25 protein-coding genes are annotated in these 22,594 nt (G+C 61.7%); 20 read left to right on the forward strand and 5 right to left on the reverse strand.

The features are described 5' to 3' along the window. Positions 1-134: 134 nt before the first annotated feature. The 5 genes from def to AC097R_RS03205 all read left to right on the forward strand — a co-directional run bounded on the left by def (position 135) and on the right by AC097R_RS03205 (position 4,080). Complete coding sequence (gene def, locus AC097R_RS03185) at positions 135-644, forward strand: peptide deformylase (RefSeq protein ID WP_479596151.1); 510 nt, start codon at positions 135-137, stop codon at positions 642-644. A 30-nt stretch (positions 645-674) separates the two neighbouring features. Then, on the forward strand, positions 675-1,664 hold the full coding sequence (fmt, locus tag AC097R_RS03190; RefSeq protein WP_479598085.1) for a methionyl-tRNA formyltransferase: 990 nt from the start codon (positions 675-677) through the stop codon (positions 1,662-1,664). Next, positions 1,664-2,416: an AzlC family ABC transporter permease gene (locus tag AC097R_RS03195; protein WP_479596152.1), complete on the forward strand. Its 753-nt coding sequence runs from the start codon at positions 1,664-1,666 to the stop codon at positions 2,414-2,416. The genes fmt and AC097R_RS03195 overlap by 1 nt, the downstream gene beginning before the upstream one ends. After that, a complete protein-coding gene (locus tag AC097R_RS03200) occupies positions 2,413-2,781 on the forward strand; it encodes an AzlD domain-containing protein (RefSeq protein WP_479596153.1) in 369 nt (122 codons plus the stop codon). The genes AC097R_RS03195 and AC097R_RS03200 overlap by 4 nt, the downstream gene beginning before the upstream one ends. Before the next feature lie 105 nt (positions 2,782-2,886). After that, positions 2,887-4,080 (forward strand): phosphoglycerate kinase, encoded by a 1,194-nt coding sequence (locus tag AC097R_RS03205; protein WP_479596154.1) that lies wholly within the window; start codon positions 2,887-2,889, stop codon positions 4,078-4,080. Between the two features lie 43 nt (positions 4,081-4,123). On the opposite strand, the gene AC097R_RS03210 is transcribed toward AC097R_RS03205, so the two are convergent. Then, positions 4,124-5,092, reverse strand: a complete 969-nt coding sequence (locus AC097R_RS03210) for a GGDEF domain-containing response regulator (RefSeq protein WP_479596155.1) — start codon at positions 5,090-5,092, stop codon at positions 4,124-4,126. 160 nt (positions 5,093-5,252) lie between these two features. On the opposite strand from AC097R_RS03210, the gene pyk reads away from it, so the two are divergent. The 7 genes from pyk to copM all read left to right on the forward strand — a co-directional run bounded on the left by pyk (position 5,253) and on the right by copM (position 11,291). Continuing rightward, positions 5,253-6,686: a pyruvate kinase gene (gene pyk / locus AC097R_RS03215; protein WP_479596156.1), complete on the forward strand. Its 1,434-nt coding sequence runs from the start codon at positions 5,253-5,255 to the stop codon at positions 6,684-6,686. Between the two features lie 151 nt (positions 6,687-6,837). Beyond that, positions 6,838-7,902, forward strand: coding sequence for a class II fructose-bisphosphate aldolase (gene fba, locus AC097R_RS03220; RefSeq protein WP_479596157.1), 1,065 nt, complete (start codon positions 6,838-6,840; stop codon positions 7,900-7,902). 108 nt (positions 7,903-8,010) lie between these two features. Then, positions 8,011-8,703, forward strand: a complete 693-nt coding sequence (locus AC097R_RS03225) for a hypothetical protein (protein ID WP_479596158.1) — start codon at positions 8,011-8,013, stop codon at positions 8,701-8,703. An 88-nt stretch (positions 8,704-8,791) separates the two neighbouring features. After that, entirely contained in the window at positions 8,792-9,697 is a 906-nt protein-coding gene (locus AC097R_RS03230; protein WP_310343160.1) for a phosphoribosylaminoimidazolesuccinocarboxamide synthase, read from the forward strand. Between the two features lie 89 nt (positions 9,698-9,786). Continuing rightward, positions 9,787-10,368, forward strand: a complete 582-nt coding sequence (locus AC097R_RS03235; RefSeq protein ID WP_479596159.1) for a DJ-1/PfpI family protein — start codon at positions 9,787-9,789, stop codon at positions 10,366-10,368. 53 nt (positions 10,369-10,421) lie between these two features. Then, positions 10,422-10,799, forward strand: a complete 378-nt coding sequence (locus AC097R_RS03240) for a ribbon-helix-helix domain-containing protein (protein WP_479596160.1) — start codon at positions 10,422-10,424, stop codon at positions 10,797-10,799. A 93-nt stretch (positions 10,800-10,892) separates the two neighbouring features. Then, entirely contained in the window at positions 10,893-11,291 is a 399-nt protein-coding gene (gene copM, locus AC097R_RS03245) for a CopM family metallochaperone (protein WP_479596161.1), read from the forward strand. Between the two features lie 5 nt (positions 11,292-11,296). On the opposite strand, the gene AC097R_RS03250 is transcribed toward copM, so the two are convergent. Continuing rightward, entirely contained in the window at positions 11,297-13,426 is a 2,130-nt protein-coding gene (locus AC097R_RS03250) for a substrate-binding domain-containing protein (protein WP_479596162.1), read from the reverse strand. A 102-nt stretch (positions 13,427-13,528) separates the two neighbouring features. Next, entirely contained in the window at positions 13,529-14,485 is a 957-nt protein-coding gene (trxA, locus tag AC097R_RS03255) for a thioredoxin (RefSeq protein WP_479596163.1), read from the reverse strand. Between the two features lie 102 nt (positions 14,486-14,587). Here trxA and purE point away from each other — a divergent pair, with 102 nt between their 5' ends. From purE to AC097R_RS03270, 3 genes are read left to right on the forward strand one after another with little or no spacing between them, the layout of a single operon-like run. Beyond that, positions 14,588-15,091: a 5-(carboxyamino)imidazole ribonucleotide mutase gene (gene purE, locus AC097R_RS03260; protein ID WP_479596164.1), complete on the forward strand. Its 504-nt coding sequence runs from the start codon at positions 14,588-14,590 to the stop codon at positions 15,089-15,091. After that, positions 15,088-16,281: a 5-(carboxyamino)imidazole ribonucleotide synthase gene (locus AC097R_RS03265; RefSeq protein ID WP_479596165.1), complete on the forward strand. Its 1,194-nt coding sequence runs from the start codon at positions 15,088-15,090 to the stop codon at positions 16,279-16,281. The genes purE and AC097R_RS03265 overlap by 4 nt, the downstream gene beginning before the upstream one ends. A gap of 30 nt (positions 16,282-16,311) precedes the next feature. Then, on the forward strand, positions 16,312-17,355 hold the full coding sequence (locus tag AC097R_RS03270; protein ID WP_479598086.1) for an L-threonylcarbamoyladenylate synthase: 1,044 nt from the start codon (positions 16,312-16,314) through the stop codon (positions 17,353-17,355). A 14-nt stretch (positions 17,356-17,369) separates the two neighbouring features. Here the strand turns inward: AC097R_RS03270 and AC097R_RS03275 are convergent, their stop codons facing one another. Beyond that, entirely contained in the window at positions 17,370-18,245 is an 876-nt protein-coding gene (locus tag AC097R_RS03275; RefSeq protein WP_479596166.1) for a hypothetical protein, read from the reverse strand. 181 nt (positions 18,246-18,426) lie between these two features. Here AC097R_RS03275 and AC097R_RS03280 point away from each other — a divergent pair, with 181 nt between their 5' ends. Beyond that, the gene (locus AC097R_RS03280; protein ID WP_479596167.1) at positions 18,427-18,924 is read left to right on the forward strand and encodes a Crp/Fnr family transcriptional regulator; all 498 of its coding nucleotides are present in this window, start codon (positions 18,427-18,429) and stop codon (positions 18,922-18,924) included. 14 nt (positions 18,925-18,938) lie between these two features. On the opposite strand, the gene AC097R_RS03285 is transcribed toward AC097R_RS03280, so the two are convergent. Next, positions 18,939-19,250 carry a hypothetical protein gene (locus AC097R_RS03285; RefSeq protein ID WP_479596168.1) on the reverse strand — a complete coding sequence of 104 codons (312 nt, stop codon included), beginning with the start codon at positions 19,248-19,250 and terminating at the stop codon, positions 18,939-18,941. A 226-nt stretch (positions 19,251-19,476) separates the two neighbouring features. Between AC097R_RS03285 and tssB the strand changes: the two genes are divergently transcribed. From tssB to tssE, 4 genes are read left to right on the forward strand one after another with little or no spacing between them, the layout of a single operon-like run. Then, on the forward strand, positions 19,477-19,998 hold the full coding sequence (tssB, locus tag AC097R_RS03290) for a type VI secretion system contractile sheath small subunit (protein WP_310343140.1): 522 nt from the start codon (positions 19,477-19,479) through the stop codon (positions 19,996-19,998). A 55-nt stretch (positions 19,999-20,053) separates the two neighbouring features. Further along, entirely contained in the window at positions 20,054-21,544 is a 1,491-nt protein-coding gene (tssC, locus tag AC097R_RS03295; RefSeq protein ID WP_479596169.1) for a type VI secretion system contractile sheath large subunit, read from the forward strand. A 41-nt stretch (positions 21,545-21,585) separates the two neighbouring features. Continuing rightward, complete coding sequence (locus AC097R_RS03300; protein WP_479596170.1) at positions 21,586-22,080, forward strand: Hcp family type VI secretion system effector; 495 nt, start codon at positions 21,586-21,588, stop codon at positions 22,078-22,080. 60 nt (positions 22,081-22,140) lie between these two features. Then, positions 22,141-22,593, forward strand: a complete 453-nt coding sequence (gene tssE, locus AC097R_RS03305) for a type VI secretion system baseplate subunit TssE (RefSeq protein WP_479596171.1) — start codon at positions 22,141-22,143, stop codon at positions 22,591-22,593. Position 22,594: the final 1 nt, after the last annotated feature.

Below are 22,594 nucleotides of genomic sequence, written 5' to 3' on the forward strand. Positions count from 1 at the left end.
GAATCTGTGAAGGAACTTGATAATTTACGCGCGATTTTGCGCTCAAGCCCTTGATTCGGCAACGTTTTTAGCCCTTTGGTGCTGCGAGGGAACCCAAAAGTGGCGAAAATAGCCACATCTTTGAAGATCTTCCTATGGCTTTACTTCCGATTCTTTGTTACCCCGACCCCAAACTCCACACCGTGGCCAAGTCCATCCCGGTCGTGGACGCGCGTATCCAGCAGTTGGCCACGGACATGCTGGAGACCATGTACGACGCCAAAGGCATTGGTTTGGCGGCCACGCAGGTCAATGTGCACGAGCGCCTGATCGTTATTGACGTGTCGGAAGAGCGCGACCAGCCCATGGTGCTGATCAACCCCGAACTGGTCTGGACCAGCCCCACCACGCACCTGAATGAAGAAGGCTGCCTGTCGGTGCCTGGCATTTACGACGGCGTGACACGCTTTGACGCGGTGCATGTGAAGGCGCTGGACGAAAAGGGCAATAGCCGCGTGATCGAGGCCGATGGCCTGCTGGCCGTGTGCGTGCAGCACGAGATGGACCACTTGCTGGGCAAGGTGTTTGTGGAATACCTGTCGCCGCTCAAGCGCAACCGCATCAAGACCAAGATGATCAAGGCCCAGCGCGAGGAATCGCGCTAAGTGGCGCAGGGCATTCGGGCCGCACAGCCCCTGCGCGTCATCTTTGCCGGTACGCCGGAGTTTGCGCGGGTGGCGCTGGAACGGCTGCACGCCGCGGGCCACACCATCGCCCTGGTGCTGAGCCAGCCGGATCGCCCGGCCGGGCGTGGCATGAAGCTGCAGGCCTCTGCCGTCAAACAATTTGCGCTGGAACACGGCATTCCCGTGGCCCAGCCGCGCAGCCTGCGCCTGGATGGCAAATACCCCGAAGATGCCGCCGTGGCGCGCCAGGCTATTGCCGACGCGCGGGCCGATGTGATGGTGGTGGCCGCCTATGGCCTCATCCTGCCCCAGTGGGTACTCGACGACATGGCTGGCGGTGGCAAATACGGTTGCCTGAATATCCATGGCTCCTTGCTGCCACGCTGGCGCGGTGCCGCGCCCATCCATCGTGCTATTGAAGTGGGTGACACTGAGACCGGTGTCACGATCATGCAGATGGATGTGGGGCTGGATACAGGTGACATGCTGCTCACACAAAGCCTGCCGATTGCAGACGCAGACAGCACGGCCACGCTGTATGACAAGGTGGCCGAGTTGGGTGCTGCCATGGTGGTGCAGGCGCTGGACCTGGCCGCCCAAGGCGCCCTGCAGCCGGTGAAGCAGCCCGAAGCAGGCGTAACTTACGCGCACAAGATCGAAAAGCACGAGGCACCGATTGACTGGCGCCTGGACGCTGCCGCCATCGCGCGTCGCGTGCGCGCTTTCAACCCGTTTCCGGGCGCCAGCACGGTGCTGCATGGCGAAACCATCAAGGTTTGGAGCGCGCGTGTGGGTGAAGGCAGCGGCCATGCAGAATTTGGGCAAATAGTGGCTCTAGCCCCCGAAGGCATTGCGGTAGCTGCTATGAATTCCATAGCGATGTTGACCGAGTTGCAACGTCCCGGTGGCAAGCGCCTGCCCGTGGCCGAGTTCCTGCGCGGCAGCCCGCTGCAGGTGGGCCAGCGGTTTGAGCTGCCCGCGGTGCCTGAGGCCTCCTGATGTTTTTCCTGCGTAGCAACTACACCCACCCCGAGTTCCGCCGTGGCTTCTCGGACATGCTGGGCGTGTCGCCCGGCATCGCCGCCTGGGGCCTGATGACGGGCGTGGCCATGGTCAAGTCCGGCATGAGCACTTTTGAGGCGCTGTTCATGGCGCTCACCGTGTTTGCCGGCAGCTCGCAGCTCGCGGCGGTGCCGCTGCTGATTGCCGGGGCGCCCATGTGGGTGATTCTGGTGACGGGCTTTTGTGTGAACCTGCGCTTCGTGGTGTTCAGCGCGCACATGCGGCCCTACCTCATGCACCTGCCGCGCTGGCAGCGACTGGTCACGGGTTACCTGTCGGCCGACCTGACCTATGTGCTGTTTGTTAAACAATTCACCAAGCCCGCCACGGACGAGGCGGGCCGCGCTGCGCAAATGGCCTACCTGGCGGGTAATGGGGGCATCAACTGGTTCAGTTGGACCGTCAGCAGCGTGCTGGGCGTGGTGCTGGCCAACTTTGTGCCCACATCGTGGGGCCTGGGCTTTGCGGGCATCTTGGCGCTGGTGGGCATGATGGCTTCGCTGGCTACCAGCCGTCTGCGCTGGGTGTCGGCCGGGGTGGCGGGCGCTGCGGGTGTCGCGGCATTTGCGTTGCCGCTCAAGCTCAACATCCTGGTGGCTATTGCGGTGGCGGTGACGGTGTGCCTGCTACTGGACAAGCGCCCCGACACCTCGCACCCACCCCACCACCCGCCCAAGGACCCCGCATGAACTGGGACAGTTTCTTTGTTGGCACCACGGATGGCTGGACCCTGCTGACCACGCTGGGGCTGGCCTGCATCACCGTGATTGCGCGCTCCTTCTTCTTCATCACCGACAAGGACTGGTCGCTGCCCGCCTGGGCCCAGCGCGGTTTGCAGTACGCACCCATTGCGGCGCTGTCCGCGGTGATCGTGCCCGAGATCGTGATGACCAAGGGCGTGCCCATCCACACCCTGCAGGATGCACGCCTGTACGCCGTGGCCGCAGGCTTGGCCTTTTTTGTCTGGCGCCGCGGCGCGGGCCAAGCGGTGCTGGGCACCATCCTCTCCGGCATGGCCGTCTACCTGCCCCTGCACATTGGCCTCGGTTGGTAGTTTCGTTGCGTGAACAACCGGTGCGGGCCTAGCCACAGCCTGCGCACTTCTACAATGCCGGGTGTTGCCGCACCCCGCGCGCGCTTACTACCTGAGGTTTCCCCCATGCAAGTGATCCGTTTTTCTGACCTGATTGCCCAAGGCAAAGTCGCTGGCAAGCGCGTATTCATCCGTGCCGACCTGAACGTGCCGCAGGATGACGCCGGCAACATCACCGAAGACACCCGCGTGCGCGCCAGCGTGCCCGCCATCCAGATGGCGCTGGACACCGGCGCTGCCGTCATGGTGACCAGCCACCTGGGTCGCCCCACGGAAGGTGAATTCAAACCCCAAGATTCGCTGGCGCCCGTGGCCAAGCGCATGGGCGAACTCATGGGCCGCGAGATCCCCGTGATCGCCAACTGGACGGACGGCGTGGCGGTGAAGCCCGGCCAACTGGTGATGCTGGAAAACTGCCGCGTCAACAAGGGCGAGAAAAAGAACAACGAAGACCTCGCCAAGAAAATGGCTGCGCTGTGCGACATCTTTGTGCACGACGCCTTTGGCACGGCCCACCGCGCTGAAGCTTCCACTTACGGTATTGCGCAGTTCGCGCCGATTGCCTGTGCCGGTCCTTTATTGGCCGCCGAGATGGACGCCATCAGCAAGGCCCTGCTGGCCCCCAAGCGCCCGCTGGTCGCCATCGTCGCCGGCTCCAAGGTGTCGACCAAGCTCACCATTTTGAAGAGCCTGGCCGAGAACGTGGACCAGCTCATCGTGGGTGGCGGCATTGCCAACACCTTCATGCTGGCTGCAGGCCTCAAGATTGGCAAGAGCCTGGCCGAACCCGATTTGCTGGACCAGGCCAAGGCCGTGATCGAGGCCATGAAGGCACGCGGCGCCGCCGTGCCCATTCCTACCGACGTGGTGACGGCCAAGACCTTCTCCGCCGACGCGGTGGCCACGGTGAAAGCCGCGACCGATGTGGCCGACGATGACCTGATTCTGGACATCGGTCCACAAACCGCCCAAGCCCTGGCCGACCAGCTCAAGAAGGCGGGCACCATCGTCTGGAACGGCCCCGTGGGCGTGTTCGAGTTCGCAGCGTTCGAGAACGGCACCAAGGTGATTGCGCAGGCGATTGCCGAGTCCAGCGCTTTCTCCATCGCTGGTGGCGGCGACACCTTGGCGGCCATTGCCAAGTACGGCATTGAAAACAAGGTGGGTTACATCAGCACCGGCGGCGGCGCCTTCCTCGAAGTGCTGGAAGGCAAGACCCTGCCCGCATTCGAAATTCTTACCAAGCGCGCAGCGGGCTAAGTCGCTATCAAATTGGAAGCTGCTCGCGCAGCGTCCACGGGGGCTAGAGCGGCGCTGGCGCGGTGTGCAGGCTGGCGTAGCGCACCTGGCCACGGCCATTGTGTTTGGCGTGCTGCAGCTGTGTGGTCGCCAGCGCCAGCAGGTCGCTGGCCTGGCCACTGTGGGGGCTCACGCGCGTGCCCAGGCCCACGCTGACCGACAGCACATCGCTGCCATGGGCATCGCTGCGCGGTAGTCGCAGCTGGCGTACGCGCCGCTCCATTTCCTGCGCCAGCGCCAGCGCATCCTCGTGCGAGGTGTCGGGCAGCAGGCAGGCAAACTCTTCGCCACCAAAGCGTGCCACCACGTCGGCCGGACGGCGCAGCACAGCCTTGAGCGTGACCGCAATCAGACGCAAGCAATCGTCGCCAGCCTGGTGGCCGTGGCGTTCGTTGTAGGCGCCAAAGTGGTCCACATCCAGCAGCACCAGTGAGAGCGACAAGCCGCTGCGTGCCGCGCGCGCCCACTCGGTGGCCAGCTGCTGGTCAAAGTAGCGGCGGTTGAACACGCCCGAGAGACCGTCCAGCAGCACCAGCTTCTTGAGCAGGTCGGACTGGAATTTCAGCGTCAGGTGCGTGTGCACGCGGGCTCGCACCACGGCGGGGTTCACGGGTTTGGAGATGAAGTCCACCGCGCCCAGGCCCAGGCCATGGGTCTCCTGGCCGGCATCGGGCCGCGCGGTGACAAAGATGATGGGGATGTGGGAGGTAGCCTCTTGCGCCTTGAGCTGGCGGCACACGGCAAAGCCGTCCATCCCCGGCATCAGCACATCCAGCAGCACCAGATCGGGCGGGTTGCTGTGGCACACGGCCAGCGCCTGTTCGCCCGAGGTGGCCATGAACACCTGGTAGTCCTCGGCAAAGGCCTGCACCAGCATCTGGATGTGGATGGGCTGGTCGTCCACCACCAACAGCTTGGGCTTGCCGTGCGTGCTGTCCAGCAGCGCAGCAGTGTGGGTGGCGGGGGCGTTCATGGGGAATGGCGGGCAGGCGTCGGGCGGGCAATCATTCAACCACGTGCGGCGGTTGTCTGCCCTCGGGGCTAACCCCTGCTTGTTCTTTCTTGTGCCTGGGCTGTAACTCTTACAGGACCTTACGTGTGAAAATAGGTAACACACTCTAGGAGACCGTTTCATGCCCAGTCGCGCTACCAAAATCGTTGCCACCCTCGGACCCGCCTCCAGCGACCCCGCATTGCTGGAGCAAATGATCCGTGCCGGCGTCAACGTGGTGCGCTTGAACTTCAGCCACGGCAAGGCCCAAGACCACATCGACCGCGCCCGCCTGGTGCGCGAAGCCGCGCAGCGCGCCGGCCGCGAAGTCGCCATCATGGCCGACCTGCAGGGCCCCAAGATCCGCGTGGGCAAGTTCGCCGAAGGCAAGGTGTTCCTGGAGCCTGGCCAAAAATTCATTCTGGACGCCGCCCGCACAGAGTTGGGCGACATCAACGCCGTGGGCCTGGACTACAAGGCGCTGCCCTCTGAAGTGGGCGCTGGTGACGTGCTCTTGCTCAACGACGGTTTGATCGTGATCACCGTGGACGCGGTGAAGGGCGAGCAGGTGCACACCACCGTCAAGCTGGGCGGCGAGCTGTCCAACAACAAGGGCATCAACAAGCAAGGCGGCGGACTGACCGCTCCCGCGCTGACCGGCAAGGACATGGAAGACATCCGCACCGCGATGAGCTTCCAGGCCGACTACGTGGCCGTGAGCTTCCCCAAGAACGCCACTGACATGGAAATGGCGCGCCAGCTGTGCAATGTCGCGGCGGCCGAATACAACCACAAGCCCGGTCTGATTGCGAAGATCGAACGCGCCGAAGCCATCCCCCGCCTGCTGGAAATCTTGCTGGCTTCGGACGGCATCATGGTGGCCCGCGGCGATTTGGCCGTGGAAGTTGGTAACGCCGCCGTACCTGCGCTGCAAAAGCACATGATCAAGCTGGCCCGCGAGCACGACAAGGTCGTGATCACCGCTACGCAGATGATGGAATCCATGATCACCAACCCCGTGCCCACGCGCGCCGAGGTGAGCGACGTGGCCAACGCCGTGCTCGACGGCACTGACGCCGTGATGCTGTCGGCCGAGACTGCCGCTGGCAAATACCCGCTGGAAACCGTGATCGAAATGGCCAAGATCTGTCTCGCCGCCGAAGGCAGCGAGCACGTCAAGCTGGATGCCGATTTCACCGGCAAGACCTTCACTCGCATCGACCAGTCCATCGCCATGGGCGCACTGTTCACGGCCCACCATCTGGGTGCCAAGGCCATCGTCGCTATGACCGACAGCGGCAGCACCGCACTGTGGATGAGCCGCCACCTGATCCATGTGCCGATCTACGCGCTGACCCCCAAAGTCACCACCCAGCGCAAGATGACGCTGTACCGCAATGTGCGCCCGCTCTTGATGGGTTCCAGCGCCGACCGCGACACCGCACTGCTGGAAGCCGAAAAGCACCTGAAGACGCGCGGCATTGTGCAAAAGGGCGAGATCTACGCCATCACTTGCGGCGAACCCATGGGCGCCCCCGGTGGCACCAACATGCTGAAGATCTGCGCGGTGAACTGATCCAGTTCAACGCTGTATCAAGGGGCTTGCGGGCCCCTTTTTCGCGTCCGAATTCGGGTTAACCCTCGGGAGTTAGAATCCAGCAACGGTACAAGTTACCAAGCGGTTACCAAATCTGCCGCTGCGAGTTTTTAACTTCCTGGGGACATCCATGGCACTCGTTTCGATGCGCGAGCTTCTCGACCACGCGGCAACGCACAACTACGCGATTCCCGCGTTCAACGTGAACAACCTGGAGCAAGTCCAGGCCATCATGGAAGCCGCCAAGGAGGTGGGCGCCCCGGTCATCATGCAGGCCAGCGCTGGCGCCCGCAAATATGCGGGTGAGCATTTCCTCAAGCACCTGATCCAGGCTGCGGTGGAAAGCTACCCCACCATTCCCGTCGTGATGCACCAGGACCACGGCCAAAGCCCTGCCGTTTGCCAAGGCGCCATCGACCTGGGCTTCAGCTCGGTGATGATGGACGGATCATTGGAAGCCGATGGCAAAACCATTGCCAGCTATGAGTACAACGTCGAAGTGACCCGCAAGGTGGTCGACATGGCCCATAAGCTGGGCGTGACGGTGGAGGGCGAACTGGGCTGCCTGGGATCGCTGGAAACCATGCAGGGCGACAAGGAGGACGGCCACGGCACCGACGCCATCATGACCCGCGAACAGCTGCTGACCGATCCTGAGGAAGCCGCTGATTTTGTGAAGCGCACGCAGTTGGACGCGCTGGCGATCGCCATTGGCACCAGCCACGGCGCCTACAAATTCACGCGCCAGCCCACGGGCGACATCCTGGCCATTGAGCGCATCAAGGAAATCCACGCTCGCATCCCCAACACCCACTTGGTGATGCACGGCTCCAGCGCGGTACCGCAAGACCTGCTGGCAGCCATCAACCAGTACGGTGGCAAGATGCCCCAGACTTGGGGAGTGCCCGTAGAAGAAGTGCAGCGCGCGATTCCGTTTGGTGTGCGCAAGGTCAACATCGACACCGACATCCGCATGGCCATGACCGCCGCGGTGCGCAAGTTCCTGTTTGAAAACCCCGACAAGTTTGACGCCCGAGAATGGCTCAAGCCCGCACGCGAAGCCGCCAAACAGCTCTGCAAACAGCGCTACGTCGAGTTCGGTTGCGAAGGCCAAGCCGCCGGTATTAAGGGCCACAGTCTGCAGGTGGTGGCCGGGCAGTACGCGCGCGGAGAGTTGGCGCAGGTCGTTCAGTAATTCCTTCTGCACTTCTCGCAAGGCCCTTGGTGCACATCACGCACCAAGGGCCTTTCCGTTGGGACGGGGCTAAACTCGTTGCTCCAATAACCCAAGGGAGGAGACAACGTGAGAAGAGAATGGATCTGGGGCGTGGTGAGCGCTGTGGCGCTGTTGGCGGGGTGCGAGACCACCCAGCCCAAGCAGTTTGCACCGCCCGATGACTACGTGCCTTTGAGCGCGCTTCGTATCGAGAGCAAATTTCAGAGTGCCCAAGTGAATGCTGGCAATCTGGCGGTTGAAGCAGCCAAGTGCGTGCCGCAGGTTGTTGCGTCCGGCACGGGCGTGAAGGACACGGCGGCCAAACTGCCCTTGCCTGCGGGCACCACGATTGGGGTGAGCCACCTGAGTTCGGCCAGCCAGTTCCAGATCACGCGCTCCACCGGCATTTGTCTGCGCCAAAGCGAGGCGCGCTACACCATCCTGGCAGCAGAGGCCTTTTTGGACACCGTGAATCCCGTGGGCGTCCCTCCGGACATCCTGGACGATTGGTACAAGCAGATCGCCAGGAGTTTGGCAGAGTCGGGTTCTGCCAAGGTTGTTTACGCCTATTCAAATGGCAATGCCACCGTGGCCTCCTATTGGCTGGGAAGCGGTTCTGAGCGCTATGTGCTGTACTACAGCCAAGAGTTCAAGAAGGCCGGTGCCTGGGATGAGGTGGGCTATGGGCTCATCTTTCGCCACTCCGGCATCAGCTCGATGTCCGAAACCAAGCGCAACGGCGTGGGTAGAAAGACCTACCTGCTTAGCCACCGGAACTAGGGCGCGGCCCGAGGCGGCGCGTAACTTGCGATAATCGAGGGCTCTGCCTCCCGGCGTGGGGGCAGAGCCTTTTTATTTGTTGGATGCCATGACCTCTGCACTGCACACTTCTGCCCTGTCCCTTCCCCTGCTTGCCCGTGGCAAGGTGCGTGACAACTACGCCGTGGGCGATGACCGCATTCTCATGGTGGCCAGCGACCGCTTGTCCGCGTTTGACGTGATCATGGGCGAGCCGATTCCCGGCAAGGGCGCGCTGCTCACGCAGATGGCGCTGTTCTGGTTCGAGAAGCTTGGGCCTAACGGCGCCAACATCTGCCCCAACCACCTGACCGGCGATGCGCCTGAGAGTGTGGTGTTGCCCTCTGAAGTGGCCCAGGTCACAGGCCGCTCCATGCTGGTCAAGCGTCTCAAGCCCCTGCCCGTGGAGGCCGTAGTGCGCGGTTACCTGGCAGGCAGCGGCTGGAAGGAATACCAGGAAAACGGCGCCGTGTGTGGCGTGAAGTTGCCTGCCGGACTGAAGAACGCCAGCAAGCTGCCCGAGCCGATCTACACCCCGGCTGCCAAGGCTGCGGTGGGCGACCACGACGAGAACATCACGTTCGAGAAAACCGTGGAAATGATTGGCCTGGACCTGGCCACGCAGATCCGCGACCTCAGCATCCAGATTTACAAGGCCGCGGCCGAAATCGCGCTGACCAAGGGCATCATCATTGCCGACACCAAGTTTGAGTTTGGCCTGGACAAAGACGGCACGTTGACGCTGATGGACGAAGTGCTCACGCCCGATTCCAGCCGCTTCTGGCCGCAAGAGAGCTACCAAGAAGGCACCAACCCGCCCAGCTACGACAAGCAGTTTGTCCGCGACTGGCTGGAGCAGGCCCTGGTGGACGGCAAGCCTTGGAGCAAGACCCCCCCAGCCCCCCGCGTGCCTAACGAGGTGATTGCCAAGACCGCCGCCAAATACCAGGAAGCGCTGACCCGCCTGACCGCCTGAGCCCCCAGCCGGGTGTAACAACCCGGTACCACCACGCCACGCGCGTGGCGCCCAACAATCGGTTTCCCATCTACAACGAGGAGACTGACATGGCGGGCAAGAAAATCCTGATGATTTGCGGTGACTACTGCGAAGACTACGAAACCATGGTGCCGTTCCAGGCACTGCTGGCCGTGGGGCACACGGTGCACGCCGTGTGCCCCGACAAAAAGGTCGGCGACCACATCAAGACCGCCATCCACGACTTTGAGGGCGCGCAGACCTACAGCGAAAAGCCCGGTCATAACTTCACGCTGAACGCCAGCTTTGCTGACGTGAAGGCCGAGACCTACGACGCGCTGGTGATTCCTGGTGGCCGTGGCCCCGAGTACTTGCGCACTTATCCTGCGGTGGTCGCTGCCGTGAAGCATTTTTTCGACGCCAACAAGCCTGTCGCCGCCGTGTGCCACGCGGCGCAATTGTTGGCGGGTGCTGGCGTGCTCCAGGGCCGAACCTGCTCAGCCTACCCGGCTTGCCGGGTCGAGGTGGAGCGCGCGGGCGGCACCTACGCCGACATTGCCATCGACGCTGCGTACACCGATGGCAACCTGGTGTCGGCACCAGCCTGGCCCGCACATCCGGCCTGGATCGCGCAGTTCCTGGCGCTGCTGGGCACGCGTATTTCCCATTGACGCCTTGGGGGCTGGCCTGCACCATGCGGGGCAGCCCCCTTTGGAGACAGTCCATGTGCCAAGTGTTCATCAGCGCCGACCCTACGCTTTATGAGAGCCGCGCGCGCTCGGTGCGGCTGCACGGCGTGGCCACCAGCATCAAACTGGAAAACCTGTTTTGGCAGGTGCTCCATGAAATCGCCACCCGCGACGGCATGAGCGTGCCGCAGCTGTGCACCAAGCTGTACGACGAGCTGGTGGAGGAGCGTGGCGAGGTAGACAACTTCGCGTCCTTCCTGCGCGTGTGCTGCGGTCGCTACATGGCGCTGCAGCTCAGCGGCGGCATTCCCCAGGATGTGGAAATTCCTATCCGCAGCCTGAACGCCGAGCGCGTGCTGGCCACCGAGCGCTACCCCGCTGCCAGTGGGGCAGCGCACCGTCGGGCCGCTTGAAGGGCTTCTTGATCCAGCGCAAACGCGGGCGGGAACCTTGGCCTTCCAAGGCGGTCTATCTGGCACCTGCGCTTTGCAGAGATTGAGGAATCCATGACAGCACACATTTCCCTGGGCCGCACCGCGGCCGCCCTGACCTTGGCCCTGTCCGCCACGCTGCTAGCCCCCAGTGCATGGGCGCAGGCCCAAGACCCCCACGCCGGCCACACCATGGCGGCGAGCGGCGACACCTCGCCCTCCAGCGTGGCCTATGAAGCGGCCAATACCAAGATGCACAAGGACATGTCGGTGGCGTTGACGGGTGATGCAGACCGCGACTTTCTGGCCGGCATGGTCCCCCACCACCAAGGTGCCATCGACATGGCCGAGGTGGTGTTGAAGTACGGCAAAGACTCCAAGGTGAAGCAGTTGGCCCGCAATATCATCCGCGCGCAAAAGCAGGAGATTGCGATGATGACCGCGTGGCTGAAGGCCAAAGAGGCCGCCAAGTAGGCGTACTACTCCAGGGGGACGGCGGGCGCACGCAGCGGCAGCGTGATGTCGAAGTGGGTCCCTTGGCCCACCTGACTGCGCACCGCGATTTTTCCGCCCAGGGTGTGTTCGACCAGGCTGTGCGTGATGCTCAGGCCCAGACCCGATCCACCGCGGCCAAAGCGGGTGGAGAAAAAGGGATCGAACACGCGCTGGATGTTCTCGGGCGCAATGCCAACGCCATCGTCTTCCACCGCCAGCCGAACCCAGCCCGGCGACTGCAGGTGGGCCTGAATGCGGATATGCCCTTGCGCCTGGCCGTCCAGCCCGTGGATCACAGCGTTGTTGATCAGGTTCATCAGCACCTGCTCCAGAGCCCCGGGGTGGCTGTGCATTTCTAGGTGGTCGGGGATGGCGCGTTCCAGCGTCACCGCAGTCTTTTTCAGGGTGGGGGAGAGCAGCAACAGCGTTTCCTCCACCACCGATGCCAGCAGAAACTTGCGCGGCTGGGAGCTCGACTGGTCGATCGCCACCTGCTTGAAGCTCGAAATCAAATGCGCTGTGCGCACCAGGTTGCGCTCCACCAGGTCCGAGCCGCTGCCAATGGCATCGAGAAAGTGCTGCAGGTCGGTGCGCGTGATGCCCTTGCCCACTTGTTCTGCAAAGGCGAGGCATTGGTCTTTCAGGGTCGTGGCCGCCAGCATGGCATTGCCAATGGGGGTATTGAGCTCATGCGCCACGCCTGCCACCAGCGCGCCCAGCGCGGCCATCTTTTCGGAGTTCACCAGCATGCGCTGGTTCTCCAGCAAGGCCTGGTTGGCACGCTCCAGATCGGTGGCGTGTTGCTCCAGCAGAGCCTCTGCACGGGTGCGTTCCGTGATGTCGTCGGCCATGCACAGGATGTAGGCGGGCTGGTGCTGCTCGTTGTAAATCGGAATTTTTCGGGTGTGCACGAATCGCAACCCGAAGCCGGGTATTTCGGTTCTCTCCACGGGAATTTCCAGTGGAATGCCGGACTCCATCACCGTGCGGTCTTCCTGCCAATAGCGCTTGGCGTCCTCTTCGCCAAACAGGTCAAAGACTGTTTTGTCCAGGTGCTCATCGCGTGATACGCCCAGCCACGCCTCGCGGGCCTTGTTCACGCGGATGTACCGGTATTCCTTGGCCTCCTTCACGTAGAGCATGGTGGGGATGTTGTCCAGCAGCGTTTCCAAAAACGCGTTGCTCTGCTTCTGCTCCTGGTTGCGGGTGACCAAATCCTGGGTGATGCTGGGAAAGATGCTGAGCGCGCGCAGCGCCGCATCGCCCAGGTTCTCGGGCAGAACGATTGCCGTGTCTAGCACCACCTGGTTGCTCTGCGGGGCCACACCTTGAACCATCTGCAGTGCGGCCTGGATCGCCGTTTCGGCCATGCGGTCCAGCGGCTGGTGGACCGAGGCATGCATGCGGCCTTGGGCCATGGCCACCAACCCTTCGGGCATGGCATCAAAGCCTGTGACCAGCACCTTGTGGACCAGTCCCGCCTGGATCAGGACCTCGTTGACGCCCAACGAGGCCTCGTCGCTGGTGGTCAGGATGGCAACGAGGTCGGGGTGCCGGGCCAAGGCATCGCGCGCCAGGGCCATACCCTGGGTGCGCAGGTCGGTTTCCGAGCTCCAGTCCAGCGCGCCATCAAACGCCAGGTCGATGTTCGGGTACTTTTTCAGCGCGCTCAGAAAGCCCTGGGTGCGCAGACGCCCTGCCTCCATGCGCTGGTCGCCCTGCAGGTAAGCGACTTTGCCGCTGCCGCCCAAATGTCGACACATATAGTCCGCCATGGCGAACTGGCCGGCAAAGTTGTCGGCGCTGATGGTTAAAAAATGGTCTTCTCCACCGGGAGACCCATCCACGGCAATCACATGCACGCCTTGTTCCCTGGCCTGGTGCAGGACTGCAATCAGGTCGGGTTGCTCGCTGGCGACTGGCCGCACGATAAGGACCTGGATGCCTTCGAGCAGCAGCGCACGGATCTCTTCAATTTGCCCCTGCAGGGACCGGACGGGCCGGTTCAGCAGCTCTATGCCCAGGGGCTTGCTGCAGATCTGCAGGTGGTAATGGAAATACGTCCAGCACAGGGCATTGAGGTGCACAAAGCCGATACGGACAGAGGGTTGCATCGAAGGGGAGCAGGTGGATGCTGTGGTGTGCGAAATGCCTGATGCACCGTACTGCAAATCCGCCCCTTTCGCAACAGGGCGCCCCCGGGGGGCGCCTGAAACTCAGTTCAGCGCCATGCTGAGCTTGCGGCGGTAGGTGGCCACCAGCTGGGCCTGTGGGTCGGTCTCGGCCACTACCTTGCCCACCACCTCAATGCCACCGGCCGTCTTGCCCGCGTCGGCGGGGTTGGCTTTGGGCTTGGGCGGGGTCAGCAGTTCCAGAATCGCCACAAAGGTCTTGCGCGGCACGGCGTCGCCCCAGGCCTTGTCGCGCATGATGATTTCCAGCAACTCGTCCATGGCGCCGGTCCAGTCCCCGCCCACCATCAACACGCGGGCCTTGGCCAGGCGGGCGTCAAAGTCGCGCTTGTTGGTGGCGGTCAGGGCGTCGAACTGGTCCGGCGTCCACAGGCCGCGGTCATCGGTGACCACGAACTTGATGGCGTCCAGAAACTGGCCCAGCGCCTCGAAGCGCAGCTGGCGCGGAATTTCGGTGAGCTTGGGCGCCAGCGCGGCCTCGGCGTCCTCCAGCAGGTCGTTCTCAATCAGCAAGCGCACATAGTCGTAGCGCGCGTCGTCGTTGCCGGGGTTGATGGTCAGGGCCTCCAGCAGCTTGTTCAGCGCGGCCTGGGGGTCACCAGCCGCCGCCAGGTCCTGGGCGTCTTCCGCGTCAGCCTCGGCTTCCAGCACGGCCTCGGACGGCACATGTTTGTCCAGAAATTCCTTGATCTTGCTCTCGGGGATCGCGCCCATGAAGCCATCGGCCGGCTTGCCGTTGATCATCAGCACGCAGGTGGGGATGCTGCGGATGCCAAAGGCCTGGGACAGTTGCTGCTCCTGGTCCGAGTCAATCTTCACCAGCTTGAAGCGGCCGGCGTACTCTTCTTCCACCTTTTCGAGCAGGGGGCCAATGACCTTGCAGGGGCCGCACCAGGGCGCCCAGAAGTCCACCAGAACGGGAGTTTGGTGGGAGGCTGCGACGACTTCGGCCTCAAAATTTTCGATGGTGACGTTGATCATGGGGGGTAGCTCGGGGTGAAAAAGTAAAATTCAATTCTGGCCAAGTGCGCAAACCCTGCGCCGCCAGTCCACCTGGCGCTCTGCAAAGCGCATTTCAGCACTATGAAAACCATTCAAATCGGCGTCGTCATGGGTTCCAGCTCGGATTGGGACACCATGCAGCACGCAGTCGATATTCTCCAGCAGTTTGGCATTGGCTTCGAAGCCAAGGTGGTTTCCGCCCACCGCATGCCCGACGACATGTTTGCCTACGCCGAACTGGCGGTCGAACGGGGCCTCAAGGCCATCATCGCCGGTGCTGGCGGCGCCGCCCACTTGCCGGGCATGCTGGCGGCCAAAACCACGGTGCCCGTGCTGGGCGTGCCGGTGCAGAGCAAGGCGTTGTCGGGTGTGGATTCGTTGCACAGCATCGTGCAAATGCCCAAAGGCATTCCCGTGGCCACGTTTGCCATTGGCGCGGCTGGGGCGGCCAACGCGGCACTGTTTGCCGTGGCCATGCTGGCGGTCAACGACCTGGACATGCGCAGGGAGCTGGAGGCCTTCCGCCGCGACCAGACCCTAAAAGCCCAAGGCATGACCCTGCCGATTACAGGAAGCGCGTCGTGAGCGCTGCCTCGGAAAGCTTGGCGCTGGGCGGATCACGGGAGGTGACGCTGGGTGTCATGGGCGGCGGCCAGCTGGGCCGCATGTTTGCCCACGCCGCGCAGCAGATGGGTTTTTTTACCGCGGTGCTGGACCCGGACGCCAATAGCCCGGCCGGCCGCATCAGCCACCACCATATCCAGACTAGCTACACCGACCCTGCGGGCCTGGCCCGGCTGGCCGACGTGTCCGTGGCCATCACCACCGAATTCGAGAACGTGCCGGCCGAGGCCTTGAGCCAGCTGGCGCAGCGCCGCCCCGTAGCACCCAGCGGTGCCGCCGTGGCCATCGCCCAAGACCGCGCAGCCGAGAAGGCGCACTTTGTGCAATGCGGCGTGCCCTGTGCACCCTATGCCGTGATTGAAACGGCTGCGCAGCTGGCCGCTGTGGACGCCCATCTGTTGCCCGGCATCCTGAAAACGGCCCGCATGGGCTACGACGGCAAGGGCCAGGTGCGTGTCAAAACGCCGGCCGAGCTGGCCGCGGCCTGGGCCGACCTGCAAGGCGTGCCCTGCGTGCTGGAGAAGATGCTGCCGCTGGCCCTGGAGTGCTCGGTCATCGTGGCACGCGCGCCCGACGGCAGCTGTGTGAACCTGCCAGTGCAGCGCAATCTGCACCGCGACGGCATTCTGGCGGTGACCGAGGTCTATGAAGAAAATCTGCCCCCAGCCCTCGTGGAACGTTCGGTGGCTGCTGCGAAATCGATAGCAAAAGGCGTGCAGTACGTCGGCGTGCTGTGCGTGGAGTTTTTTGTGCTGGACGAAAGCCACCCAGCCGCTGCCGGCCTGGGCGGCCTGGTGGTGAACGAGATGGCGCCGCGCCCGCACAACAGCGGCCACTACAGCATGGACGCCTGCGATGTCTCGCAGTTCGACCTGCAGGTGCGTACGCTGGCAGGCCTGCCGCTGGTGCAGCCGCGCCAACACAGCCCCGCCATCATGCTGAACCTGTTGGGCGATATTTGGCCCGATGGCGGTGTGCCCGACTGGGCTGCGGTGCTGGCCCTGCCCGGCACCCACCTGCACCTGTATGGCAAGCTGGAAGCTAAGCCTGGCCGCAAGATGGGCCACCTCAACATCACCGGTGAATCCGTGGCGCAGGTGCGTGCCACGGCGCTGGAGGCGGCGCGCATCCTCGGCATCGCCGCGTTCTGAGCCACCAGCACCATGATTGTTTCGGCCTACCTGTTTGCGGATGGCGTGGAGCTTGCTCCTGATTCCATAGCTGCTGCCGCAGAGACGGTGCGGGCTGGAGGCCTGATTGGCCTACCAACCGAAACGGTGTACGGCTTGGGCGCGGATGCCTCAGCCCCCGCCGCCGTCAGCAAGATCTTTACCGCCAAGGGCCGCCCGGCGGACCACCCGCTGATCGTGCACGTGGCCGCGTTTGACGGCGGCATGGGTGGCGTGGCGCACTACTGCACCAAGGTGCCGGCGTTTGCCCAGCAGCTCATGTCGGCCTTCTGGCCCGGTCCGCTCACCCTCATCCTTCCGCGCCGCGAAGGTGTGGGCGAGGCAGCGGCGGGGGGGCAAGACAGCATTGGCCTGCGCTGCCCCGCGCACCCGGTAGCGCAAGCGCTGCTAGCCGCATTGCGCAAGCCCGCAGAGGGTGAAGCCGAGGTCTGGGGCATTGCCGCTCCCAGCGCCAACAAGTTTGGCCGCGTGAGCCCCACCACAGCCGAGCATGTGCACAGCGAGTTTGGCGACGATTTGTTGATCCTGGACGGCGGCCCCTGTGACGTGGGCATCGAGTCCACCATCATCGACTGCACCCGCGGTGCGCCGGTGCTGTTGCGCCCCGGGTCGATTACGGCAGTGCAGGTGGCCGATGCCTGCGGGCGCCAATTGCTATCAAAAGAAGAGCTGGATGCGCAGAGCCAGCCGGGGCCACGGGCCTCTGGGACCCTGGAGTCGCATTACGCCCCCAGCGCCACTGTGCGCCTGATGGACGCCAAGGCGCTGCAGGCCGCGCTGGACCTGCTGGCCAGCGCCCAGGCGCCCGATGCACGCCCCACCATTGCGCTCTACCACCGCAGCCCGCTCAAGGTGCGCTCACCGCTGGTGACTGCGCACCGCATGCCCAACCACGCCCAGCCGGCAGCGCACGAGCTGTTTGCCAAGCTGCGCGAGATGGACGCCCAAGGCGTCAAGCTGATTTGGGTGGAGGCGCCGCCCGAGGCGCCTGAGTGGGACGGCGTGCGGGACCGACTTACACGCGCAGCTGCGTGAGTGCAGGGACTCTCTTAGAGTTTTTCGCCGGTCTGAGAGTCGTACTTGGCGGTTTGGTAAATACTTCCGTCCAGAGTAACGAAGGATTCGGCCTCAAAGGGAGCTGATATTTCCCGAACGAACGTTGCCAGTCCTTGACGGGTTTGGGCCCAGTTGTCGGATTCTGTATGCGCGTGAAAGTAGCAGTAGTGCTCGCAGTTCACGTGTCTTGCCTGTCCAATGTACAGGCCTTGACCAGCTTGAATGGCCTCCAATCGGCTGAGCGCCTTCTCTTCCTTGCTTACTTGGTCGCCAAAAAACTGTGAGTACTGGTTTTTGAAACCAGTGATCAGCGCGTTTTGTGTTCCACACCAATCGCGGCATTCGTTGAGAACGCCCATCATGTCGGAACATAGGCTATCGAGTTTGTCAAAGCGCCGCTCCGCCTGGGCAACTGCTTCCGCCATTTCCAGATAGGCATGGCAAGGTTTGCCGTCAGACAGCTTGTCGGCAAGCAGCGCATCAAAGCCAGCCGCTTTTTTGTTCAACGCTTCAATCGCTTCCTTGAGTTTCCAGCGGTAGCGGTCAATATCCTCCACCGTCAGTTCTTTGAGCGCGAACTTCACCTGATTTTCGAGGTCCTTTTTCTTGATCGCCTCGTTTTTGCGCCTAGAGCGGTGAAAGCCGCGTGCCTTGCCTTCTGCCGCCTTCTGGGCGGCACCTAGCAGGTCTCCGACCATGGGGACTGGTATCAACTTGAAGGCAGATCGCACAACAATGCCAGCGACGGAGGCCGCCTTGGACAATGCCGACCCCTTGCCACTCAGCGCACTACGCAGCGTGTGAAGCTTTGCAGAGTTTTTGATGCGAGCGCCATAGCCCTTGTTGTCCATGCGTTTGCGTGCAAACACAAAAATGTCTTCCACTTGTTCCCATGGCATCTGGAGCCGCCTTTTTGAAGTTGCAGTATTCCATCGTAACAAATGACCGATGCACCGCAAAGCGTTTGGGCATCACTGTTTACCGTCGGAGCGATTTGAACTACAGTGCGGCAGACTCAGACTTGCCGCCTGACACCGGGGCGTTCTATCGATGGTTAATTCCCGTTCCTTCTTCAGCGTAGCTGCACCCGATCTCTCCGTTCTGCTGCAGGCCATTCGAACCACCGCGTCGGACGATTCCCTCACACGCTTCGTGTCCGAGGAGGAATGGAAAGTGCTGGGTTCTTATCTAGACGTGGAAAATTTGCGACGTGGTCACATCCTCACCGCCAAGGGAGCCTTGGATCGGACTGTGTATTTTCTGGAATCCGGGGTGTTACGCGTCCTCTACGGCACAGAGTCTGACTCGCAGGCTGTCGCAATGGTAGGGGCTGGTGGTGTGGTCGGAGAAGGCGCCTTTTTCTCACAGCGTGAGCGCAATGCAACAGTGCAAGCCTCCGTAGCTTGTCGGGTATGGAGTCTCACGCCGAGCCGATTCAACCAGCTGCGAGCGGAGCACCCTTCCGTGGCGCAGTCCTTGACATTGGCGCTGGGGGCCGTGGCCGCAACCCGGATGCTCGATCTAACCAAACGCTTTGTTGTCGTGTGACCGTCGGCTGCCGCTCACGTTTCCGGAGGCTCGGCGGCGTCGGGGCTAGTGGCGCCCTGCGCCATGGCTCCATCTGCCAGTAACTCGGCCACCAAGCCCACCCACCAGTCACGGCGTTTTTGTGCGGCCTGAATGGCGTGATCGTCCATCTCGGAAAACAGGGTTTTGATGCTCAACCCCTCGCACACTTCCAGAAAGTCCGTCGAGGCTTGACCCAGCTGTTCAGGGCGCATACGCCGCAGCACTGACAACAGCATCGCCGAATCGATGGCCACCACCATACGCAGACTTGTCAGGTCGGTTCGGAGTTGGGTGACGGTGTCCATGGCGATGCCCTTCCGTTGAAAAAATGGCAAGGTCGGCAAATATGGGATGCAGGTTACACCCATATGTCAAGTATCCAAGGTGTTTAAAACGTTACTATCTATTGCATAGCAGGGGATTGTGGTGTACAAAGCCCAACCTCGGGTGCATGGTTTTCGCTTTGTGTTCATGCGTGGTGACGATCGCGGCCTCTTGCAACTTTGTTTTCAACCTTTTTGAGGGGAATCTATGTCTGACAGTTTGCAAAATTGGGTGGGTCGCAACCGTCCACCACGGGTTCAAATCACGTACGACGTTGAAATTGGCGATGCGGTTGAGAAAAAAGAATTGCCGATGGTGGTGGGCTTGTTGGCCGACCTTTCCGGCCAGCCTGCCATTGCACTGCCCAAAATGAAGGACCGCCGCTTCGTCGAAATCGACCGCGACAACTTCAACGGCATCATGGCCAAGATTGCTCCCCGGCTGGACCTCTCCGTTCCCGATGCGATGAAGGGTGAGGGCAATATCAAGGTCGAACTGAATTTCAAAGAGTACGACGATTTCCATCCCGAAGCCATTGTTCGCCAGGTTCCCCGTCTGGCTAAATTGCTGGAAGCACGCCAGCAACTGCGCGACTTGCTGGCCAAGCTCGACGGCAACGATGAGCTCGACAGCCTCCTTGAAAACATCGTCCAAAGCACGGAAGAGCTCAAAACGATCCAGTCCCAGGCCAATGCCGATGCCCCTGCGTCGGACGCCTCTTCGTCTTAACAGCTTTTAGGTTCGTGCAAGCGCACGGGCTTCAACATTTGGAACGGTGATTGACATGGCAACTACACAAGAAACGGGTGGCGCAGGCGCCACCGGCACCACCAGCGAACTGGGTCTTCTGGACCGCATCGTGGTGGAGGGCAATATGGCGGTGGAGCCTTCGCAAAACCCCTATGCAAAGAAACTGATCGGCCAGTTTGCCTCGCAGATTCTGGACGAGGGTATGAAAACCAGCCCGGACAAGGGCGTCGTGGCAATGATCAACGAGCGGATTGCAGAGATCGACACACTGCTCTCTGACCAGCTCAACGCCATCATGCACGACAGCGCGTTCCAGAAGCTGGAAGCCTCGTGGCGCGGTCTGCACGACATGGTGTTCGGCACGGAAACCAGCACGCGCCTGAAGCTGCGCCTGCTGAATGTGACCAAGAAGGAACTGCTCAAGGATCTGGAGTCCGCAGTGGACCACGACATGAGTGTGCTCTTCAAGAAGGTGTACGAGGAAGAATATGGCACCTTCGGCGGCCATCCCTACTCGCTGTTGATTGGTGATTACCAATTTGGCCGCCACCCACAGGATTTGGCTTTGTTGGAGCGCATCTCCAAAGTGGCCGCAGCGGCCCATGCGCCTTTCATCGCGGCAGCGGCACCCGCCCTGTTTGACATGAAATCGTTCACCGAGCTGGGTGTTCCGCGTGACCTCTCGAAGATTTTCGAAAGCGCAGAGCTGGCTGCTTGGCGTGGCTTCCGTGATTCGGAAGATTCGCGTTATGTGTCTCTGGTGCTGCCCAGCTATGCAGCACGTTTGCCTTACGGCGCCAAGACCATCCCGGTAGACAACTTTAATTTTGAAGAAGACGTGGATGGCAAAGACCACTCCAAGTACCTGTGGGCCAACTCTGCGTACCAGTTGGGTTTGCGAATTACCGACGCTTATGCCCAGTACGGATGGTCTACCGCCATTCGTGGTGTGGAGGGCGGGGGCAAAGTCGAGGGCATGACTGCCCATGCTTTCAAGACCGATGAAGGCGATGTGGTGCTGAAGTGCCCGACCGAAGTGCTGATTACCGATCGCCGCGAAAAGGAGCTCAACGATCTGGGCTTCATTGCCATCGTCAACTCCAAGGGCTCCAACTTTGCAGCGTTCTTTGGCGGACAAACCGTCAACAAACCCAAGCTGTATGACAAAGACGCTGCGAATTCCAATTCCCAGCTGTCGGCCCGCCTGCCCTATGTGCTGGCGGCCTCCCGCTTCGCGCACTACCTCAAAGTCATCATGCGTGACAAGGTCGGCAGCTTCCAGACCCGTGGAGAAGTAGAGATCTATTTGAACAACTGGATCTCTGCGTATGTGTTGATCAACGAGGGCGCTCCTCAGGCCATGAAGGCACGCTTCCCGCTTAACCAAGCACGTATCGATGTATCAGAAGTGCCCGGCAAACCAGGCGCTTTCCGTGCGGTAGTTTTCCTGCGTCCGCATTTCCAAATGGAAGAGTTGACTGCATCCATCCGCTTGGTTGCTGATCTGCCTGCTCCTGCAGTCTGAAGCACGTCTCTTTCGATTAACTCAACCTGTTTGGATAACCTATGTTGTACCTAAGTATTGACACCATTAGCGGCAATTGCACGGAAAAGGGCTACGAGGATTGGATCATGTTGGATTCGTTCAGCTTGGGTGTATCCAACTCGCTGACCTCCAATGCGGGCAACAGTGAACGCACCAGTGGTGGCGTGCAAATCTCCGAAATGAATTGCTCCAAAACCATGGACGTTTCTTCTTTGTTGCTGGCGGAAGCTTGTGCCGGCAACAAGAACTTGGGCGAAGTGGTTTTGACGGTGACCCGTACGGACGGCGACGAGCAATTGGAGCTGGTGAACTACACCATGAGCGACGCCATGATCTCTAGCGTTCAAACTTCTGGGTCTGGGCACGGTGATCTGCCAGGAGAGAGCTTCTCGATCAACTTCACGGCTATCAACGCGACCTACACCAAGCAGAAACCAGAGGGTACTGCCGAGGGTACGGCCAACTTCTCGTGGGATATGAAGACGCGCGAGAACAAATCCGCCGCCGGCGGCTAATCCAAGGCAAGCGTCTTGCGGGACGTCTGGCACCTATTATTCGGATGAGGGATTTCTTGAATGGCAGAACTCATCCGCGGTGCCAGCATCCCGCTCTTCGAGCGCTTGCAAGGTGGTGACTCCGGCCAATTCGGGCAAGTCATGTCGCCCGTGCAGCTTGAGCTCTCGATTGGGCGCGAGCTGTCGCGGTTGTTGAACACCCGGTCCAGGTTGGTGGTGCGCGAGTTTTTGGATAGCAGCGGCACCACGCTGGATTACGGCATACCGGATATGTCTGCCTTGTCATCGCGTTCGCAGTCCGACTTGGACTTGCTGCAGTTGGCAATTGCCAAGGCGATTGCCATGTACGAACCCCGTTTGAAAAATGTGGTGGTGCGGGCTGCTTCGTCTGCCAGCGATGCGACGACTCGGGTGGCAATTAGCGGAGCGGTCACCATCGACATGAAACTGCGCCCCCTGAATTTTGAACTTCAAATTGATCCGCGCCATGGTGGCTTGGCAAAGGCGAATTGAC

The sequence above is a fragment of the Rhodoferax sp. ZS1R25 genome (assembly GCF_056521335.1).

Bases quoted from the DNA above. Each gene is read 5' to 3' on its own strand.
- def (WP_479596151.1), top strand. From the start codon at position 135: ATGGCTTTACTTCCGATTCTTTGTTACCCCGACCCCAAACTCCACACC.
- AC097R_RS03195 (WP_479596152.1), top strand. From the start codon at position 1,664: ATGTTTTTCCTGCGTAGCAACTACACCCACCCCGAGTTCCGCCGTGGC.
- AC097R_RS03200 (WP_479596153.1), top strand. From the start codon at position 2,413: ATGAACTGGGACAGTTTCTTTGTTGGCACCACGGATGGCTGGACCCTG.
- AC097R_RS03205 (WP_479596154.1), top strand. From the start codon at position 2,887: ATGCAAGTGATCCGTTTTTCTGACCTGATTGCCCAAGGCAAAGTCGCT.
- AC097R_RS03210 (WP_479596155.1), bottom strand. From the start codon at position 5,092: ATGAACGCCCCCGCCACCCACACTGCTGCGCTGCTGGACAGCACGCAC.
- pyk (WP_479596156.1), top strand. From the start codon at position 5,253: ATGCCCAGTCGCGCTACCAAAATCGTTGCCACCCTCGGACCCGCCTCC.
- fba (WP_479596157.1), top strand. From the start codon at position 6,838: ATGGCACTCGTTTCGATGCGCGAGCTTCTCGACCACGCGGCAACGCAC.
- AC097R_RS03230 (WP_310343160.1), top strand. From the start codon at position 8,792: ATGACCTCTGCACTGCACACTTCTGCCCTGTCCCTTCCCCTGCTTGCC.
- AC097R_RS03235 (WP_479596159.1), top strand. From the start codon at position 9,787: ATGGCGGGCAAGAAAATCCTGATGATTTGCGGTGACTACTGCGAAGAC.
- AC097R_RS03240 (WP_479596160.1), top strand. From the start codon at position 10,422: ATGTGCCAAGTGTTCATCAGCGCCGACCCTACGCTTTATGAGAGCCGC.
- copM (WP_479596161.1), top strand. From the start codon at position 10,893: ATGACAGCACACATTTCCCTGGGCCGCACCGCGGCCGCCCTGACCTTG.
- AC097R_RS03250 (WP_479596162.1), bottom strand. From the start codon at position 13,426: ATGCAACCCTCTGTCCGTATCGGCTTTGTGCACCTCAATGCCCTGTGC.
- trxA (WP_479596163.1), bottom strand. From the start codon at position 14,485: ATGATCAACGTCACCATCGAAAATTTTGAGGCCGAAGTCGTCGCAGCC.
- purE (WP_479596164.1), top strand. From the start codon at position 14,588: ATGAAAACCATTCAAATCGGCGTCGTCATGGGTTCCAGCTCGGATTGG.
- AC097R_RS03280 (WP_479596167.1), top strand. From the start codon at position 18,427: ATGGTTAATTCCCGTTCCTTCTTCAGCGTAGCTGCACCCGATCTCTCC.
- AC097R_RS03285 (WP_479596168.1), bottom strand. From the start codon at position 19,250: ATGGACACCGTCACCCAACTCCGAACCGACCTGACAAGTCTGCGTATG.
- tssB (WP_310343140.1), top strand. From the start codon at position 19,477: ATGTCTGACAGTTTGCAAAATTGGGTGGGTCGCAACCGTCCACCACGG.
- tssC (WP_479596169.1), top strand. From the start codon at position 20,054: ATGGCAACTACACAAGAAACGGGTGGCGCAGGCGCCACCGGCACCACC.
- AC097R_RS03300 (WP_479596170.1), top strand. From the start codon at position 21,586: ATGTTGTACCTAAGTATTGACACCATTAGCGGCAATTGCACGGAAAAG.
- tssE (WP_479596171.1), top strand. From the start codon at position 22,141: ATGGCAGAACTCATCCGCGGTGCCAGCATCCCGCTCTTCGAGCGCTTG.